This window comes from Mongoliimonas terrestris (genome assembly GCF_001927285.1).
GTDB lineage: Bacteria > Pseudomonadota > Alphaproteobacteria > Rhizobiales > Pleomorphomonadaceae > Chthonobacter > Chthonobacter terrestris.
On record NZ_MSIG01000002.1, the window covers coordinates 222,205 to 239,087 of the forward strand.

13 protein-coding genes and 1 pseudogene are annotated in these 16,883 nt (G+C 67.4%); 6 read left to right on the forward strand and 8 right to left on the reverse strand.

Annotated elements, in window-relative coordinates:
* Nucleotides 1-125: 125 nt before the first annotated feature.
* Together BUQ68_RS03450 and BUQ68_RS03455 are read left to right on the forward strand one after the other, a co-directional pair.
* Nucleotides 126-1,067, forward strand: a complete 942-nt coding sequence (locus BUQ68_RS03450) for a 1-phosphofructokinase family hexose kinase (RefSeq protein WP_075214770.1) — start codon at nt 126-128, stop codon at nt 1,065-1,067.
* Nucleotides 1,068-1,230: 163 nt separating this feature from the next.
* Nucleotides 1,231-1,419, forward strand: coding sequence for a hypothetical protein (locus BUQ68_RS03455; RefSeq protein ID WP_075214540.1), 189 nt, complete (start codon nt 1,231-1,233; stop codon nt 1,417-1,419).
* Nucleotides 1,420-1,442: 23 nt separating this feature from the next.
* Here BUQ68_RS03455 and BUQ68_RS03460 read toward each other — a convergent pair whose 3' ends face one another.
* The 3 genes from BUQ68_RS03460 to BUQ68_RS03470 all read right to left on the reverse strand — a co-directional run bounded on the left by BUQ68_RS03460 (nt 1,443) and on the right by BUQ68_RS03470 (nt 5,042).
* Nucleotides 1,443-2,195: a metallophosphoesterase family protein gene (locus BUQ68_RS03460; protein ID WP_075214541.1), complete on the reverse strand. Its 753-nt coding sequence runs from the start codon at nt 2,193-2,195 to the stop codon at nt 1,443-1,445.
* Nucleotides 2,188-3,003, reverse strand: a complete 816-nt coding sequence (locus tag BUQ68_RS03465) for a nucleotidyltransferase (RefSeq protein ID WP_075214542.1) — start codon at nt 3,001-3,003, stop codon at nt 2,188-2,190. Before BUQ68_RS03465 ends, BUQ68_RS03460 begins: the two co-directional genes overlap by 8 nt.
* A 194-nt stretch (nt 3,004-3,197) precedes the next feature.
* Nucleotides 3,198-5,042, reverse strand: a complete 1,845-nt coding sequence (locus BUQ68_RS03470) for a WecB/TagA/CpsF family glycosyltransferase (RefSeq protein WP_083656233.1) — start codon at nt 5,040-5,042, stop codon at nt 3,198-3,200.
* 302 nt (nt 5,043-5,344) lie between these two features.
* Between BUQ68_RS03470 and BUQ68_RS03475 the strand changes: the two genes are divergently transcribed.
* On the forward strand, nt 5,345-5,896 hold the full coding sequence (locus BUQ68_RS03475; RefSeq protein WP_083656279.1) for an MgtC/SapB family protein: 552 nt from the start codon (nt 5,345-5,347) through the stop codon (nt 5,894-5,896).
* Between the two features lie 382 nt (nt 5,897-6,278).
* Nucleotides 6,279-7,328, forward strand: a complete 1,050-nt coding sequence (locus tag BUQ68_RS03480; protein ID WP_083656281.1) for an alpha/beta hydrolase — start codon at nt 6,279-6,281, stop codon at nt 7,326-7,328.
* 61 nt (nt 7,329-7,389) lie between these two features.
* Here the strand turns inward: BUQ68_RS03480 and BUQ68_RS03485 are convergent, their stop codons facing one another.
* The 3 genes from BUQ68_RS03485 to glf form a co-directional block, all read right to left on the reverse strand.
* Nucleotides 7,390-9,606, reverse strand: a complete 2,217-nt coding sequence (locus BUQ68_RS03485; protein ID WP_075214546.1) for a GumC family protein — start codon at nt 9,604-9,606, stop codon at nt 7,390-7,392.
* Nucleotides 9,607-9,638: 32 nt separating this feature from the next.
* Nucleotides 9,639-10,460: a metallophosphoesterase gene (locus tag BUQ68_RS03490; protein WP_075214547.1), complete on the reverse strand. Its 822-nt coding sequence runs from the start codon at nt 10,458-10,460 to the stop codon at nt 9,639-9,641.
* Nucleotides 10,461-10,613: 153 nt separating this feature from the next.
* Nucleotides 10,614-11,774, reverse strand: a complete 1,161-nt coding sequence (gene glf, locus BUQ68_RS03495; protein WP_075214548.1) for a UDP-galactopyranose mutase — start codon at nt 11,772-11,774, stop codon at nt 10,614-10,616.
* Between the two features lie 471 nt (nt 11,775-12,245).
* Between glf and BUQ68_RS03500 the strand changes: the two genes are divergently transcribed.
* Nucleotides 12,246-12,467: a hypothetical protein gene (locus BUQ68_RS03500; protein ID WP_075214549.1), complete on the forward strand. Its 222-nt coding sequence runs from the start codon at nt 12,246-12,248 to the stop codon at nt 12,465-12,467.
* 36 nt (nt 12,468-12,503) lie between these two features.
* Here the strand turns inward: BUQ68_RS03500 and BUQ68_RS03505 are convergent, their stop codons facing one another.
* Both BUQ68_RS03505 and BUQ68_RS03510 read right to left on the reverse strand, forming a co-directional pair.
* Complete coding sequence (locus tag BUQ68_RS03505; RefSeq protein WP_075214550.1) at nt 12,504-14,591, reverse strand: molybdopterin oxidoreductase family protein; 2,088 nt, start codon at nt 14,589-14,591, stop codon at nt 12,504-12,506.
* Between the two features lie 157 nt (nt 14,592-14,748).
* Complete coding sequence (locus BUQ68_RS03510; RefSeq protein WP_075214551.1) at nt 14,749-16,425, reverse strand: methyl-accepting chemotaxis protein; 1,677 nt, start codon at nt 16,423-16,425, stop codon at nt 14,749-14,751.
* Between the two features lie 247 nt (nt 16,426-16,672).
* On the opposite strand from BUQ68_RS03510, the pseudogene BUQ68_RS23195 reads away from it, so the two are divergent.
* Nucleotides 16,673-16,819, forward strand: a pseudogene (locus BUQ68_RS23195) (DUF2243 domain-containing protein); the annotation flags it as partial.
* Nucleotides 16,820-16,883 lie beyond the last annotated feature (64 nt).

Below are 16,883 nucleotides of genomic sequence, written 5' to 3' on the forward strand. Positions count from 1 at the left end.
CACCTTGGCCCGCGGCACCGCCATACGCAACCTCCCACCGGTGACGGCGTGCTGATTGCGCCGTAAGTTCACCCCTGGACGCGGCTATGCCGGCCGCCCGGTCCCGATCGGCGAGCGAGATTCCCATGAAGACCATCGTGACGCTGACCCTCAATCCGGCCATCGACGGCGCCGCGGAAGCCGACACGGTGCGGCCGACCCACAAGATTCGCACCAGCAACGAGCGCTACGCGCCGGGCGGCGGCGGCATCAACGTGAGCCGGGTGATCCAGACCCTCGGCGGCGAGGCGATCGCGGTCTATCTGGCGGGTGGAGCCACCGGGTCGGTGCTGGACGAACTGCTCGACGCCAGGGGAATCCGCCGTCGGCGGATGCCGATCGTCGATCACACCCGGGTCAGCCACGCCATCCTGGAGCGGTCCACCGGCCTTGAGTACCGCTTCGTGCCGGAAGGTCCGCTGGTGAGCGAGGCGGAATGGACCGCCTGCCTGTCGCTGGTGGACACCCTGGACTGGGACTTCCTGGTGGCGAGCGGCAGCCTCGCCCGGGGCATTCCGGACGACTTCTATGTCCGCCTGCAGGCTGTCGCGGCGCGTCGCGGTGGCCACGTGGTGCTCGACACGTCCGGCCCGGCGCTGCAGACCGCGCTCCGGCACGGGGGCTTCCATCTGGTGAAACCCTCGGTCGGGGAGTTCGAGACCTTGCTCGGCCGGACGCTTGAAACGCCACAGGCCGTCGCGGCCGCCGCGCGCGAGCAGGTGCGGGCCGGCGCGGCCGCCATCCTCGCCGTCACGCTCGGCCACGAAGGCGCGGTGCTGGCGACCGCCGACGAGGCGCTGTTCATGCCGGCGCCGGACGTGGTCGCCCGGAGCGCCGTCGGCGCCGGAGACAGCTTCGTGGCGGCGATGACCTTCGCGCTTGCCACGGGCCAGTCGGCCGCGGACGCCTTCGCGCTCGGCGTGGCGGCCGGATCGGCCGCCGTGCTCTCGCCGGGCAACGATCTCTGCGCCAAGCCGGACGTCGACCGGCTGTTCCAGATCACCCGCCACGCGGCGGTGGCCCTCTGACGGTCCGAATCGGTCCCGCCGTCGTCCTGCGGAATGGAATTCTCCGGCAGCGCCGTTGGCCGGGATGCCGTCACGAAAGATGGCAAAAGGATGGAATTGACTTAGTCGACCAGAATGATCGAGAATAAGGAACGGTTAACGATCGACCTGGAGACGGTCCGTCATGTCCAGCCTTCATGCTCCGAGCAAGTCTGTCGCGCTGGTGTCGTCCATCCCCGGCCGGACGCCGGTTGACGCGAAACAGCGCCGCCGGTCTGCCGTGGACATCAGGGCATTGCGCGATCTCGCCCTGGTGGCGCTCGCGTTCGGCTTCATCGCCGCCCTCACTTTCGGCTTCCCCCTGCCCCACTGATCGAAGGCGCTGGCGCGTACCCGTCAGATCTCCAGGATCGCGAACGCTTGTCCGCCGGGCTTCTCGATGTGGCTTGCCACGTTGTAGACCGGCACGCCGCCCGGCGTGCGCCCCTCGAACCGGCCCCGGTGGGCGTGGCCGTGCACGATGGCGTCGACGGGGAAGCGGTCGATGGTCTCGGCGAGACGCGAGGAGCCCAGGAAGGGAAAGATCTCCCGCGGCTCCCCCTCGACGGTCTCCTGGATCGGGGCGTAGTGGAGAACCACCAGTGAGCGCTTGGCCTTCACGCCGCGCATGGCGATCTCCAACTGCATGGCCTCGCTCATCGCCTCGGCCACGAAGTTCTTGATCGCCGGCTCGCCGAAGCTGCCGAGCATGCGCGTGCCGAACCCGCCGGCGAAGCCCTTGGTGCCCACGAAGCCGACGCCGTCGATCTCCGTGCTGCTGCCGTCCAGGAGTTTCAGGCCTGCCTGGCAGAGGATCGTCTTCACCTCGTCGACTTTTCCCGCCTCGAAGTCGTGGTTGCCGAGCACCCCGACCAGGGGAATCGAGCAGGCACGAAACTGCTCGGCCAGACGCTCCGCTTCCTTCGGTGTGCCGGTGTCGGTGAGGTCGCCAGCAAGGACGAGCACGTCCGCGGACCGGGACGCGTCGGCGAACAGGTCCCGGATCAGGCCCATGTCGCTGGTTTCCTTGACGTGAATGTCGCCGACCGCCGCGATCCGCAGTTTGCGGGCCTCGGCCTTGTCTCCGTCGATCGCCGTCAGTTCAACCATTGCGCCACTCCCCCTCGCCGCCGACATCCGCGAACCCCCACTTCTCCACCGCGATCGCATAGTCCACCCGCGACAACATCCGGCCGCGACAGACCTTCATGTCCGGCGGCGGCAGCGACATCTGATGGCGCAGCCGGTCAAGGAGTTCGTCCATCAACCAGCGCGGAATCCGGTCGCGCTCGGTGGGGTAGATCCAGCGGAAATTGATGAGGTGGGTGAGCAGCACCTCCCAGTGCAACTCCATGTAGTTGAGGAGCCGATGCCAATCGATGGCCTCGTTCTGCTTCAGGATCACATGCGCCACGTCCGCCCCGTCGTACCGGTGGCGGAGCTGGATGAAGGCCTTCGACCAGATCAACTCGGTCGGACCGACGATCCTGACGGTGCTGCCGAACACGTCGACCTGGCGCGCGTCCTCGAACCAGGCATCGTTCACCGGCATGGTGCCGTTCGACGACGCGAAGATCACGTCGAAGAAGAGTTCGCCCTTGTGGACCTTCCCGAGCCAGCGCTCGTCCTCGATGGTGACGGCGTAGCCGAGGTCCTGGAAGTTGGAAAGGATGCGCGGATAGTCGCCGGCCTTGCAGAAGACGTCGAGATCCTTCGTGTCGCGGACGATACCCGTGTAGGCGCTCACCGCGTAGGTGCCCGCCAGAAGGAAGGGCAGACCCATCTCGGACATCTGCCCAAGGGCGGTGACGTAGAAGGCCTCCGCCTCCGGGTTCGTCAGGTGCGGCGCGGCCGCAGCTTGGATGACTTGAATGGGAGCCTCCTGCGGCCGGAGCGATCCACGTCGCCAGCGAACCATCGCCGCGATGCGTGCTCCAGGTTGCTCGACCCGACGCCGTGCCAGACCGCCGGGACCTTGCCGTCGGATCCGTCACCGTGCCGGTCGCCCGGACCGACCCGGCCGGTGCTGTTCCCATCAAGTCACGGACGCGGCTTCAGGTTCCGCGACGCCGGGGGAGCCAGACGGACGGTCCGCCCCCTCCCCCCGTCCGGTCAGATGCGCTGCCCGCCCATGTACTGGCCGAACACGCGGGCGAGGAAGAGCACCCCGTCCACCAAATAGCGCCGGTGGAGCCGCTTGGGCTCCAGCAGCATCCGGAACAGCCATTCCAGGCGGTTGCGCCGAAACCACTCCGGCGCCCGCGGCTTGGTCTCCGACACGAAATCCAGGAAGGCGCCGACCGCGAAGGCGACGGAGCAGCCGGTGGCATCCGCATGAAGGGCGAGCCAGTCCTCCTGCTTCAGGTTTCCCATGCCGCAGAAGAGCGTGTCCGCCCCGGACTCGCGGATCTGGGCGACCACCTCGGCGTCCTTGGCCGCCCCGAAGTACCCGTCCCGCACGCCGACGATGTCGTGCTGCGGGTAGCGTTCCTTCAGCGTCACGGCGGCGGCCTCGGCCACACCGGCCTCGCCGCCGAGCAGGAAGATCTTGAGGGCTCGCCGGGTGTTGGCGAGATAGGCGGGGCAGAAGTCGGTCCCGTTCAGATTGTCCGGGAAGGTGGACCCGAACAGCACCTTGCTGGCGATGTCGACGCCAAGGCCGTCGTTCAGCACCAGCGAGTTCGCCAGCAGGACCTCCCGGTCTGGGCGCCGCCGGATCAGGTTGAGGAAGTTGGCGTTGGCGAAGTAGACCCTGAGGGCTTTGCCGCGGCCATGGGAACGATCGATGTAGTCGACGGCCTGATCGGACGAGAAGGCCGCGATCTTGACCCCCAGCACCGACCGGGTCTCGATCCCCAGCACCTGCCGGTAGACCGTTTCGACCTCACGCACAGCGGAACTCATTTCAAACAATCGCGCGCTCGCCTCCAGTCCGGTTCGGGTGGTGCTGAAATCGTCGATCGAGTCCCAGATCGACAGGATGCGCCGGGCGGCCTCCGCCGGCGTGCTGAAGTCGACCAGGCTGCCGTAATTGGTCTTGGCCACCAGCGCGCGGTAGGGCGGAATGTCGTTGAGGAAGGGGTAGAGCCCGGCGGCCATCGCCTCGACGGCAGCGATGCCGAATCCCTCGTACTCCGATGCGCTGAGGAAGACGGAGCAGTGGGCCATCAGCGGGCGGATCTGCTCGTTGGAATAGCCGACCGCCAGCACCACCCGATCGGCTATGCCGGCCGCGTCGACCAGCGACTGCACATAGCGGCCGTCCAGGTCGTCGTTGCGACCGACGATCGCCAGCCGCCAGTCCGGATCGATGGCCAGCATTTCGCGGAAGGTCTCGATCACTCGATCGATCCGCTTGTTGTGCGAGAATCGGCTGATGGCGATGGCGTACTTGGTCTTGGAGGCGGCGCTCGCGTCGACGAACTTGTCGATGTTCACCCCGTTCGGAATCGTCACGATCCCTTCCGGCCGAATCGCCCGGAAGGTCTCCCGGTCCTGTTCGCTCACGCAGATCACCGCCGCGTAGGAGCAGATCGTCGCCCGGCTCACGGTTCTGAAGTAGATCTTCTTCAGAAAGCCGAACCGGTCGGTGTGGAAAAAACCACCATGGGTCGTCACGACCAACGGTAAACGCTTGAAGAAGCCCAGCAACCCGAAATAGTCGAATGCAAAATCGATTGCATGGACATGCAAGATGTCTGCGCCGTTCAGGTGCATAGCCATGGCTGGCGCGAGCGGATAGCGCCGCGACCCGTAGAACGGCACGCGCACCACCTCGACCCCGTCGATCGTCTCGGTCCGCTGCAGCACTCGACTGACATCGGCAAAGCTTCGGTTCAACGTAACGACACGGACGCAATGCCCCGCCCTGACCTGCGCCGTCGCGAGGTCATGCACAGCAAACTCGAGACCTCCAGCCTGAGGCAAATATTGCCGCACAACATGGGTAATTTTCATACAACCACTCTGGTTCCGTCGTATGCCTACTCCACAAACAAGCTTTAAAGCATCCTCTTCATCAAAAATGCTGATATGAAAACTGCTTGATTACTGAAAAGCGAGACAAAATCGGAATAGTAACCCGCCGGCGGCGTGCTTCGTTTGATGGCGGTCACCAATAAACTCCCGAACGACTAACTTCAAGGAATGATGCTGGTTGAGCGATGTGTCGGGCTTAAGGCAAACCGCCACGGCCGTGGCGCGAGAGGAACCAGGGATGCGGCGGCGGGTTCCGAAGGACACGTCGGATGGAGGCATCCATGGACGATCAAACGATGCTCTGGCGGATGAGTGTCGCGGCGCTCGGCGGCATGGTGCTGGGGCTGGATCGGGAACTGCGCGGCATTTCGGCGGGCCTGCGCACCCACGCCCTGGTCAGCACCAGTTCGGCCATGATCGTGATCTCGGCGCTTCTGATGGCGGAGGAATTCCATTCCGAGCGCGGGATGAACACCGACCCGCTCCGTGTGATCCAGGGGCTCGCCCAGGCGATCGGTTTCATTGCGGCGGGCGCGATCTTCGTGGCGAACGGCAGCGTGCGGAACCTGACGTCGGCGGCGAACGTCTGGCTGGCCGCGGCGGTCGGGATCGCGGCCGGCGCCGGGCAGTTTTCCCTGGCAGGGTTCGGTGTCGCCTTCGGCGTGGTGCTCCTCGTCGTGGTGCGCGTGTTCGAGACCATGCTGCCGCGGCGGACGCGCCGCTCCGACCAGGACCTGGACGACGGCGGCCCGGAGGGCGCCAAGGCCGGGCGTGGGCGGCAGGTTCGGACCGGTCCAAGGTCCGGCACGCGCGAGGACGCAACGGACCCCTGATCGGAGGCGCCGGTCCCGGAGGTCGGAGAGTGCCGACGCCGGCCAAACACGGCCGGCGCTGGTCGATCGCGCCGCCCTGCCCGCCACGGGGTGCAAATCCGGCCCTCTGTTGCATTTTGGACATGCGATTCTGCCGTCCAATGATCTGCCAGAGACTTGGCCGGCGCAGCGCTTCAGCTTTCGTTCGTCCAATCACGCGTCCACGATATCCGCCACTTCGTCCGAACCGAAGAAGACTGCGTAGATTGCTGTCCTCCGAAAGATGACGACGGGAAATGCGCGTATCGACGCTGCAGAGTGGGTTTGAGAGCGTGCATGGACACCGGGGGGCAAAATAACGCCTGTTCGGGCCGATTGGTTCCACACGAAGGTATTGCCGATCATGCTCTGCCGCATTCTGGCTTCACTGGCCGCGCTCACCCTTTTGCCCGCCGCCGCATCCGCCGGCTCCCTGGACACCCGCGCCTTCGACAGCGCGGCGCTCGGCGGTCCGCTGACCGCCATGGTGTACACCCCGGACGGGAACCCGCCGGTCGGGGGCTGGCCGGTGGTCTACCTGCTGCACGGACACGGGGGCACGGAGCGCTCCTGGACCGACCTCGGCGACATCGAAGCCACGCTCGACCGTCTGATGGGCGCGGAGGGCAGCCTGGACCCGGCGCTGGTGGTGATGCCGCGGGCCGAGAACAGCTGGTATGTGGACAGCCGCGCCGTTGGCGGACCCGGCGATTACGAGACGGCGCTGGCACGAGACCTGCGGCTTGCCGTCGAGGCCGACTACCCCGTGCGCACCGACCGGGCCGGCCGGTCGATCGCAGGCCTATCCATGGGCGGGTTCGGCTCCCTGCGGCTCGGCCTCTCCTACCCGGAGCTCTACACGGTGGCGGCGAGCCTTTCCGGCGCCATCTGGCAGAACGTTCCGGCGGACGCCATCGCCAGCACGCCGGACGACCTGAAGGCCATGCAGAACGAGGTGTATCTGCGCCGCACCGACGCCGCGACCCTGACCGCCGGCGTCATCCTTCCGTCGGTCGGCGATCACTATGACGGCGCCTTCGGGACGCCGTTCGATGCCCGCCTCTTCAACCGCCAGAACGTGTTCACGCTGCTCGCCGCGCGAATCGGCGAGCGCGCGGCTCTGCCGGCCTTCTACATCGCGTGCGGCGACGACGACGGCTTCGGGCTCTGGCGCGGCGCGGTGGCGCTCTACACGCAGTTGAAGGCCGAAGGCCACGTGGCCCAGCTTCGGATCACCGACGGGGACCATCGTTGGAGCGTCTGGGCCGATCAGGTGGTCGACGCTCTCGCCTACATCGACGCGGAGCGGAAATCGGCCGAGGCGAAGGTGGCCGATGTGCCGACCGCGCCGAAGGCGACCATCGTGCCGGCGGCCGTGACGGTTGAGGATGCCGCCGTCCAGATCCGTCAGTAGACGGCACCCGACATTGCCTCGGCCGCGCCACAAGCGCGGCCGGGTTCCGCCCGGCTACCCCTCAGGTCGGCGCGGTGTAGTAGTAGCCCTGGTACTTGCCCCGGTAGCCGGCGGCCGAGCCTTCGGTGCGGTTCAGGATGGCGCCGATCACCAGCTTCTCGCCGACCGCGTTACGCAGATCCGAGATGGCGGAGCGCACCTCCCGCTGGGACGTGCTGGCGTAGCGGACGACGAGCACCACGAAGTCCGCATAGTTGGCCAGATACTGGCTGTCCACCACCGGCAGGACGGGCGGCGTGTCCAGGACGACCACGTCGAAGCGCTCGCGCACGAGGCCGATCAGGCGCTTGAAGCGGCCGGACTCGATCAGGCTGTCGGTCGGCACCCGGTTCGGCCGGGACCCCAGGATCATCTCCACGCCGGTGGTCTCGTCGATGGTCACGAAGTCCCGGAGCGCCGGAGCGTCCACCCCCTGATAGAGATAGTCGATCAGGCTGATGTTCGGCTCCACGCCGACGGCATTGGCCACCGAGGGCCGACGGAGATCGCAGTCGATCAGGGCCGTCCGGCGGCCAGTGATCGCGAAGGCGCGGGCGAGCGCCACCGCGGTGGTGGTCTTGCCCTCCTCCGGCAGGGCGGACGCCACCATCACGATGATGCCCTTCGGAGGGCCGGCTTCGGGCCGTGAGACGCGGGTCGCCATCTCGACGGCCAGACGGGCGCGCCGGATCGATTCGCTGTAGGCGGACAACGGCCGCCTGAGGAGTTCGCCGGCAATCTCCGGGCGGGATTCCTCTCCCTTGGCGTTGGACGCCAGGAGGGGAACCGCGCTAATGGAGGTGATGCCCGCGACCGCCTCCAGCTGATCGACCGTGGTGAAGCCGCCGACGAAGTTCTCGTAGACGAACGCGAGGGCGAAGCCCAGGCAGAGCGCGGCCGCGAATGCTGCCCCGAGGATCAACCGGACCTTCGGCGAGCTCGGCGTCGTCGGCACGCTGGCTTCGGAGACGACACGGCTGTCCGGCAGTTGCAGATCCGCTTCGGCCTCCGTGTCGCGGACGCGCTGCAGGAGGTCCTGGTAGAGGCTGCGGGTCACGTCCGCCTCCTTCTGCAGGCGGTAGAGGTCGGAGACCACCTCCTTGGGCAGGTCGTTGGCCAGTACCGTGTCGCGCAGCTGGTCGCGCAGCTTGCCTTCCTGCTCCTGCACCAGCTGGGTCTGCGCCCGCAGCTTGTCGATCTCGACGGCCACCTGCATCGAGAGATCCTGATCGACGCTCGCCAGTTGGGTTTGCAGGTCGAAAGCCGCGTTGGAGTTGACGGGCGTGTTGCGCAGGCTGGCCTCCAGCGCGGCGCGCTGTTCGGCCAGCGAGCGAACGGCGTCGGAACTCAACTCCTCGGCGACCGCCGCCCAGTTTCTCTGCTCGGCATAGCGACCGAGGGCCAGACTGAGATTGGCCGAGCGGATGGACTCTGTCTTCGCCATCTCCAGTTGGGTTCGGAGCGCGACAAGGTCGGAGCGATTGCTGTCGTTCGCCACCGCTTCCAGATTGGTGGTCACGAACCGGTCGATCTTCTCCTCGACATCGTCGATCTCCTTGGACGCGCGCGCCAGACGCCGGCTCAGGGCGTCTCGGGCTCCAAGGGCATTGGCGATCTTGGCGTCGATCTGCTGCTGGATGTAGATCCGCGACACCGTGTTGGCGATCTCCGCGGCCCGGGCCGGGTTGACGGAACTCGCCTCCACGTTGATCAGGTAAGTGCGGCCGATCCGGCTGACCGCGATCGTGTTCCGCAACTGGTCGAGCACGCTCTGGACCGCCCGGTTGCCGTCCGTGGTGGCCCCGGCGCGCGGCGCGATGCCGAACAGGATGCGGGCCTGCTCGCGCAGGCCCAGCTTCGGCTTGAATTCCGGATCGTCGAGCAGCTTGGCCTCGGCCATCAAGGTGATGAGCGTGCTGTCCGACTTCAGGATTTCCACCTCGCTCTCAATGCGGCCCGTGTCCGCCGGCAAGGTGGCCATCTGCGCTTCCGGATCGAGGATGTTCTTCACCCGCGGATCCACGAAGATGAGCGTGGAGGCGCTGTAGAGCGGCACCTGCGTGAAGACGTAGAGGGACGCCAGGGCCATCACCAGAGCCATGGTCGCCAGGATTAGGCGGGCCTGCCGGATGACCGTGCCGAGCAGGAAACGGATGTCGAAATCGGAGCCGTCGGTCGGCGCCGGATCACCGCCGTAGCGATGTGCGACCTGGGAGGGCGGGATCAGAAAGGGTTGCATGTAAAGGCGGATCCTTGGCGCGTCGGCAATGATCAGGTGGTTTCAAAAAAGAGCGGCTGGGCGGTCCGCCCCCCGGAAATCAGAAAGGCGGGCGGCGCGTCGGCGGCGATCCGCACGGCACAGAGGCGGCCTGTCGCGTAGGCGCCGATGTCGATGCCGATCCGGTGGTCGAGCACGACCGGTTCGTCCGCCGGCGTATGACCGTGCACCACGCGAAGCGGCAGGCGGTGCGGCCGCGACAGGAAAGGCTCCCGGATCCAGAGGAAGTCGTCTTCCCTCTGCCCGGCGAAATCCCGGTCGGGGTTGACGCCCGCATGGACGAAAAGGTGGCCGGCCGCCTCGATCGTCAGCGGCAGGGAGCGCAGGAAGGCGAGATGCCCGGCCGGGATGTGGCTCGCCACAAGGGTCGCCCGCGCCTTCCCCTTGGCTTTTGCAAGGGCGGCCGGGCCGATGCCGTAGGAGACGAGCGTCTCGGTCCCGCCGTGGTCGAGCCAGGCGTCGTCCGCCGGATCGTCCAGCCACTGCAGCAACATGGCTTCGTGGTTGCCGATGAGGCAGTAGCGGTGTCCCGCGCGAAAATCGCGGCCGGTGAGATGGTCCAGAACGGCGGCCCCGTCCGGACCGCGATCGATGACGTCGCCGAGGTAGATCAGGGCTGTCGGGCGGCCGTGGGCGGCGGCGTCGGCGGCGATGCGGCGCTCCAGATCGAGCATCGGGTCGAGACAGCCATGGACGTCGCCGACGGCATAGACGACCAGATCGTCGCCGAGCCGGAGATGGCGGTCGTCGGGTTCCTCGGCGGCAGCTTTCGTCGCCGCGCCAGAACGTCCGAACAGACGGTCCAAGAGCCCCATCAAAGCGCGCACCCCGGCAGTCGCGGAAAGGTTTCGGCTGGCCGGACAGCGGAACCGTCGCGGCATGCCCTGATCGCAGGCACCTTACCGGCCAAGGTTTAACATTGCAATAAATTGCAGTTTTATGCAATTTTTGACATATTTTTCAGCGCGTCAGAGGTCAAACCCCCCGTCAGCGCGGCTATGTCGCTCGAAGGCGATCCGGGCGGAGCCGATCACCTGGTGCATGTCGTAGTAGCGGTATTCGGCCAGCCGACCGCCGAAGATGACACCCTCCGTCGCCCGCCCTTGCGCCTCGTAGAGCCGGAAGCGGCGGGTATTCTCCGGGTCGTTGATCGGATAGTAGGGCGTTGCATCGCGGGTCCACGTCTCCGGAAACTCGTCCGTCACCACCGTCACCGGCTGCTGGCCGAAGGCGAAATGCTTGTGTTCGATCGTGCGGGTGCTCGGGACGGCCGCGTCGCAATGGTTCACCACGGCATTGCCCTGAAAGTTCGCCGTGTCCAGGACGCGGGTGTCGAACCGCAGCGTGCGATACTCCAGTTCGCCGTGCCGGTAGCCGAAGTACTCGTCGATCCGCCCGGTGAACACCAGCGTACGGCCGAGCGCGGCAAAGCCGTCCCGGTCGCCGAAGAAGTCGGTGCCGAGCCGCACCTCAACGCCGTCGAGCAGCCGTTCGAAAAGCGCCGTGTAGCCGCCATCCGGTATGCCTTGGTAGCGATCGGCGAAATAGTTGTTGTTGAAGGTGAAGCGCAGCGGCAGGCGCTTGATGATCCAGGCCGGCAGGTCGCGCGGATCGCGCATCCACTGCTTGCGGGTGTAGCCCTCGATCAGGAGGCGGTAAATGTCCGTGCCGACGAGGCTGAGCGCCTGCTCCTCCAGGTTGGCGGGCTCGCGGTCGAGCTTCAGCCGCTGGCGTTCGATGATCGCCATGGCCTCGTCCGGCCGGGTCACGCCCCAGAGCTGGTTGAACGTCAGCATGCTGAAGGGCAGCGAATAGAGGCGCCCGCCCGCGAGCGCCATGGGCGCGTTGACGAAGTTGTTGAAGCGAACGTAGCGGTTGACGAAGGACCAGATCCACTCGTCGCTGGTGTGGAAGATGTGCGCGCCGTAGCGGTGCACGGTGATGCCTTCCACGGTCTCCGTGTAGCAGTTGCCGGCGATGTGCGGCCGGCGGTCGAGCACCAGGCAGCGGTGGCCAGCGTCGGTCGCCAGCCGCGCGAAGGTGGCGCCGAACATGCCGGCACCGACGATCACATAGTCGTAGAAGGGACGGCCCGGCGCGTCGTGCCGGGAAGGGGAGGACGTGGCCATCGTGGCTCCTAGCGCCTCGACGTCCTGCGATCGGCACCGCACGACGGCGATTCGCCCCCCGTGCCACCTTGCACCGGCTGTTACGGCAAAGCATCACGCGCGCGCATTCCGACCGGATTTCGCATCCGCGATGCCGTGGCGCAGCAGAACGGGCCTTCTTTGTGTTGACGAACGTCCGTGCGGCGGGGGAAGGGATGGGGCGGCCGTCGCGCGCAGCCGGCCTCGGACGCGGGCCGCGCCCGACCGGTGGTGCGCGGTGGCCCGGGATGCGGGCTGCCGACAGCGCAGCCGGTTGAACGCCGCATGCGTCCGACCCATATCAGGAGACGTTCCGAAACCCCGTATCGGATGGGTCCGCCGGCCGAAGCACGGTCCGCCACCCGTCGCCTCCCCCTCCCCTTCGTCCCAAGCGCCCGGGCTCGGGCGGCCGCCAAGCGGCCGCGTCCTCTGCCCACGGCCGACAGGTGCCCCATGGCCAAGAAGCCGACCCGCAAGACCGATTTCGTGCTGTTCGACGTGATCTACGACGACGGCACCCAGCGCTCAAACCGGCGTGTCCCCGCCGACCTCCTCGGCGGCCTCGACGGCGATGCCCCCGCCCGCGACCTGCTCGAGGAGCAGGACCGGCAGATTGCCGCCCAGTCGGGCATCCCGCCGGCCGCCATCAAGACGGTCCGCCGCTCCGGCAAGTGAACGAGCCGGCGCCTCGCGCCGGCACCGCCTGCCCGCTCAGGCCTTGCGGATCCAGACCTTGCAGTCGTGGAAGGCGGCGCCGCCGTAGGGTGCCACCTGGTCCGCGCCGATCAGGGTGTTGATGCCGCGCCCGCCCGGGTGCGCGGAGTTCGGCCAGATGCCCTCGGCGACGGCGACGCCCGGCTGCAGGCCGTCGAAAATCTCCGCCGTCGAACCCACGGTGCCGCGCCCGTTGCCGATCACCACCGCGTCGCCGTCGGCAATGCCGAGGCGCGCCGCGTCGTCCGCGCGGATCTTCACGGTCGGTCGGCCTTCCTTGCGAACCGATCCGGGCGTCTCCACGAAGGTCGAGTTGAGGAAGGACCGCGCCGGCGCCGTGACGAGGCGGAACGGGTGGTCCGCGTCGGCCTCCTCGGTCACCGGCCAATAGTCCGGCAGCGCCGGCATGCCCTCCCACGGTCCCATCGGCCCCATGTTGGAGGCCTTCACCCGCGTCCAGTCCGGCTTGAAGCGGAACTTGCCGTCCGGGTAGCCGAAGCCGTCCAGGAAGTGGGCGGCGCGGAAATCCGGCTGGGCGTTGATCCAGCGGTTGGCCTCAAGCTCCGCCAGCGAGCCCCAGCCGGAGTGCGTGAGCATCCAGTCCACGTGCTCGCGCGGGGTCATCTCAAAGCCGCGGTGCTCCGCACCGAGGCGGCGCGCCAGCTCGACGTGCACGTGGTGGTTCTCCCGCGCCTCCCCGGGCGGGTCGATCAGCTTCGGCCCGAACAGCATGTACTGGTGCCCGCCGCCCTTGTAGATGTCGTCGTGCTCCAGGAACATAGTCGCCGGCAGCACGATGTCGGCCATGCGGGCGGTGTCGGTCATGAACTGCTCGTGCACGGCCACGAACAGATCCTCGCGGGCAAAGCCGGCGCGCACCTTGTCCTGCTCCGGGCAGACCGACATCGGGTTGGTGTTCTGGATCAGCATGGCGGTCACCGGCCCGCCGCCGTCGAGCGCATCCGGCTCCCCGGTCAGGATGGCGCCGATGCGCGACTGGTCGAGCTGGCGGGTGGAATGGTCGAGGGCGTCCAGGCCCTCGATCATCATCTTGTTCAGCCGGTAGATGGCGCCGTTGTTGTGGAAGGCGCCGCCACCCTCGTGCTGCCAGGACCCGAGCACCGTGGCGATCGACGACGCCGCGTGCATGGAGACGGTGCCGTTCCGCGTGCGGGTGAAGCCGTAGCCGAGTCGAAAGAAGGTCTTCTTCGTGGTGCCGACCAGCTTGGCGAAGGCCTCGATCGTCTCCTCGGAGAGACCCGTGATGCCCGCGGCCCAGGCGGGGCCGCGCGACATCAGGTGCGCTTCAAGGTCGTCCGGAACGTCGCTGTAGCGGGCCATGTAGTCCCGGTCGGCATAGCCGTCGCGGAAGGCTACGTGCATGACGGCGCAGGCGAGCGCCGCGTCCGTGCCCGGGCGGATGACGAGGCCCATGTCGGCCTGCCGGATGGTCTCCGTCTCGTAGACGTCGACGGCAACGAGGGTCGCGCCGCGCGTCTTTCGCGCCCGCACCGCGTGGGTCATCACGTTGACCTGGGTGGCGACCGCGTTGGTGCCCCAGATCACCACGCAGTCGGCGAGCGCCATCTCGCGCGGATCGGGACCTGCGAGCCGGCCGGTGCCGGCGATCCAGCCGGTCCAGGCCGGGTTGACGCAGATGGTGTCGAACATCCGCGCGTATTTCTTCACATGGCGGAGGCGGTTGATGCCGTCGCGCTGCACGAGGCCCATGGTGCCGGCGTAGAAATAGGGCCACACCGCCTCGGCCCCGTGCCGGGTCTCCGCCGCGATGAAGGCTTCGGCGATGCGGTCGAGCGCCTCCGCCCAGCCGATCTCGCGGAACTGGCCGGAGCCCTTCGGGCCGGCCCGCAGCAGCGGCTTCGTCAGCCGGTCGGCGTGGTGGATGCGCTCGGAATAGCGGGCGACCTTCGCGCAGATCACCCCGGCGGTGTAGTCGTTGTCCACGGACCCGCGGATCCGCCCGATGGTCCGGCCGTCCAGAACCTCCACGTCGAGCGCGCAGGTGGACGGGCAGTCGTGCGGGCAGGCCGAGTGGCGGATGACGGGCAGGACGGGGGCGTTCATACGGGCTGGCATCCTTGGCGGGCGGGTGTCTCGACCGGCCAAAGATGCCGGTCGGCCCCGCTCCGTCAAGCACTCCGTCGCATAGAGCGGCGGGTGACGACGGGAACGGAGCCGGGGCATGGGCCGGCGCGGGAGATCGCCGGCCGCAACGATCGGGTCAGGCCGCCTTGTTGCGATTGACGAAGCCGGCGAGTTCCTGCTTCAGGAGGTCGCTCTGCTCCTGGAGACCGCGCGACAGGCTCATCAGCTGGGTGGAGGCCGCGCCGGTGTGCTCCGCCGAGGTGCCGACGCCCGCGATGGTGACTGTCACGTCCGAGGTGCCGGCGGCCGCCCGCTGGGTGTTGTTGGCGATCTCGCCGGTGGCCGCGCCCTGCTCTTCCACGGCGCTGGCGATGGCCGCCGTCACCTCGCGGATGGTCCCCACCGTCTCGACGATCCGGTTGATGCTCTCGACCGTCACGTGAGTGGCGCTTTGGATCTCCGACACCTTGCGGCCGATCTCCTCGGTCGCCTTGCCGGTTTGGGTCGCCAGCTGCTTCACCTCGGAAGCGACCACCGCGAAGCCCTTGCCCGCCTCGCCGGCCCGCGCCGCCTCGATCGTGGCGTTGAGGGCGAGGAGGTTGGTCTGCGCGGCGATGTTGCTGATCAGCTCCACCACCTCGCCGATCTGCTGGGCGGCCGACGACAGGGAGCGGATGTTTTCGCTGGTGCGGCCCGCGTCCTCGGCGGCGGCGGTGGCTATGCTGGCCGAGCGGGCCACCTGCCCGGTGATCTCCCGGATGGAAAGGCTGAGTTCCTCCGCGCCGGCGGCGACGGTCTGCACGTTGGTGGCGGTCTCCTCGGCTGCACCAGCCACGGACTGGGCCTGCCGGCTGGTCTCCTCGGCGGTGGCCGAGAGGTTGCGGGCCGCGTCGGCCACCTCGGTGGAGGCCTTGACGAAGCCGTCGGCGAGGCGGGTGAGATTGGCCTCGAACACCTTCACGGCCGCGAGTTCGTCGGCCATCCGGCGCGCTTCCGCCTCGGCGGCGGCGGACTGGGCGGCGCGCATGCGCGCCTGCTCCACGAGGCCGTCGCGGAAGCTCTCCAGGGTGCGGGCGATCGCGCCGATCTCGTCGTGACGCTGGGCAAACGGGATCTTGCTGTCCAGCGCGCCGCCGGCAACGCTGCTCATCTCGTCCGTGATGGTCTTCAACGGCCGGGTGACGACGAAGATGACGTAGAAGAGCCCCGACAGGACAATGAGAACCGACACGATCGCCGCACCCCAGATGGCGACAGTCGTCGACGCCGCGGTCGCGGTGGCGTCGTTGTAGGCCGCATCGGCGCCTCTGTCGTTGAGGGCGATGAGCTTGGTCAGGGTGGCCGAGGCCTCGTCGAAGGCCGGCCGCATGACCGTCTTGTACTGCGCCGCGGACTCCTCGTTGCGGTTCGCCCGCGAGAGATCGAGCAGCTTGGCGCTCTGGTCGAGGTAGGAGGCCCAGTGTTCCGCAAAGACCTTGTAGAGCGCACGCTCCTCGTCGGAGCTGATCAGGGTCTCGTAGGTGGCGCGGGCATCCTCGATCGCGCGGGCGGCGGCGCGGATCTCCGTCTCGGCCTTGGCCATCTCGGGTTCGGTCGTGGACATGATGTGGCTGCCCTCGGCGATCCGGTAGTCGGACGTGAGGGTGTTGATCACGTTGACGATGCGGACGCTCGGCAACCAGTTGGTGGCGATCTCCGTCGTGTTCGCGCGAAGAGCGCTCGCCCCGTTGATGGCCACGATACCGAGTGCGGCGGTGGTGACGATGATGAAGGAGAAGCAGGCGATCAGCGAAGTTTTGATGGTCAGGCGCATGGGTCCCTCCAAGGTCTGGCGAGACCGTTTTTCGCCGGCGACGTCCTAATAAACCACTTAATGCCCTTGTGAATTGTGACAATTTACGTAGATGTCCTACCTTGCTTTCGAGGTGCAGCTAGTAGGTATTTTTATCAAAATCGATTGAGGATCCGTTTGCTCAATAGGCCGGCTCTGCCTCCTGGTCGGCACCCGGCTTTTTGGTCGAGCCATGGTGTGTCGCAATCACAGGATCGCCCCATGACGCATGGTGCGGAAAGCCATCCGGTGGTCCCGCGCCCAGGCGTTCGGCGCCGGCTGCCGCGGCTTTTCGTTCGGCGGTTTCTTAGACGGTATCCTCCTCCACCGGATCGTCCAGTGGCACCATCTCTTATCTAGCGTCGCGGATCCGGCGGGCTGTGCGCAAAGAAAAACCCGCGGGTGGAGGCCCGCGGGTTCGAGGCGCGTCGAACAGCCGA